Below are 1,730 nucleotides of genomic sequence, written 5' to 3'. Positions count from 1 at the left end.
CCCCACTCAACATTGGTATATAGGTTGTTTTTAGGCATCTTTAATAAGAGAAGCTATATTCGGCTTCTTTACTAAGTTAAGCTATGAGCCTTTAGGCTAAATGATCTCCTTCTTTAGCTTACTACCAAAACTTCAATTCTAAGAATGGCTGTCAAGTGCTTTCCTTGACTGGCATTCTTAGAATTGAGAAACTCCATTAAGCTAAGGAAGGGATTATTTAAACGTCACTCCTTCTTATAATTATTTGAATAGATAGTAAGAACACGGCACGAAGGCAAAAATCTCTACTGCGGTTAGCATTCTGATATTCGTGGGTTCACACATTTTATCTTTCCGTATAAAGGACTTTCCACAAACTCGAGGCGTGCGTTAACCTAATTAAGATATAGCACAGAGGAGGCACGTGGATTTTCCTTTCCGGTATTACTCTTTGCCTTCGAGCCCTATTCTCAGCTATCTATTGAATTAATTTACTAGTTTAAGTTTCCAATATTTAAATTACACATTCATGTAGTGACTTCTAACTCTTGTGTTATAGCCCAAATAAAACCGGCCAACTCTCTTGCGACTGCAGTAATTGCTTTTCCACCATTTTTTCCTTTTGACAGTAGTTGATAATATTTTTTATGAAGGCGTTTTTGAGCTTTCCATGAAATTGCTTGAATAGCTGGTGGGAGACCATCTATTCGTTTCTTTAACTCTCCTTTTACTGCGGGTTGATAGCGATAACTCCAGGCTGATTCAGTCAATAAACGTCGTATATGGCGATTTCCTGTTTTGGTAATCTCCCCTTGTCTCCTTTTTTCACCACTTGAAAACTCACTTGGAACTAACCCTACATAGGCCATAAATTGCCTTGGAGTAGGAAAGCGTTTAAATGAACCAATTTCGGCTACAAGACTTGTGGCTGTTATAAGGGCCACACCTCTTAGTGCTTGTAAGGCTTGTATCGTAGGTGCATGAATCCCTTGGGTTGCCTGAATCTTAATTTCCTCTTCGAGTCTAAGAATACGTTGTTCTAACTCTTTTAACTGATGATAATATTCCTGAAAAACCACTCGCAAAACAGAACTTTCAAACTTTAATGTGTCTAACCAATCACGATACTTTTTAGTCCATTTATTAATTCCAACAGGTTGTTTAAGGTTATTACGTAATAAAAACTTCGATAAGCGATGTTTAGCTCTTAGCTCATCTTCTTTTGCGTCTTCACGTGCTCGAACTAGATCACGGAGTGCCTCATCTTCTGGAGTAGGAATATAAATAGATGTTAACTCGCCTGCTCGATATAACTGAGCGAGTCGAATAGAGTCCCTACGATCTGTTTTAATACGCTCACCTGGCTTTTGTGGAATTAATGATGGGGCTATCACATCACAATGAACACCCAAAGTAATTAATAATCTATATAGTGGGTACCCTGTAGCGCCTGCTTCATAACAAACCCGTAGAGTGTCAGGGTCTCCAAGTTTCTTAATTAATTTTCTAATTTGTTCAGGGGTATTAGAAATCATACCTAAGTATCTAGGTTCGCCACGACCCTCATCAGCAATAGCAACAGCAATTTTTTCTTTTGACACGTCTAAACCTACGTATTTTATGGTATCCTTCATAATAACTAGCTCCTTCCGTAATGTAGCTCTGATTTGGTTTGTTTTATCAATAAACATTCTTACCAAATTAACCTACGAATTTACGAGTAAGGAGCTAGTTTCGTTCATGATAACTCG

1 protein-coding gene is annotated in these 1,730 nt (G+C 38.0%); it reads right to left on the bottom strand.

What is annotated here, in order from left to right:
- Positions 1–506: 506 nt before the first annotated feature.
- Positions 507–1,613 carry an IS110 family RNA-guided transposase gene (locus tag SM124_RS23850; protein WP_322448961.1) on the bottom strand — a complete coding sequence of 369 codons (1,107 nt, stop codon included), beginning with the start codon at positions 1,611–1,613 and terminating at the stop codon, positions 507–509.
- Positions 1,614–1,730: the final 117 nt, after the last annotated feature.

Source organism: Robertmurraya mangrovi (assembly GCF_034427655.1).
GTDB classification, from domain to species: domain Bacteria; phylum Bacillota; class Bacilli; order Bacillales; family Cytobacillaceae; genus Robertmurraya_A; species Robertmurraya_A mangrovi.
This window is presented reverse-complemented; position numbering and strand designations above follow the sequence as displayed.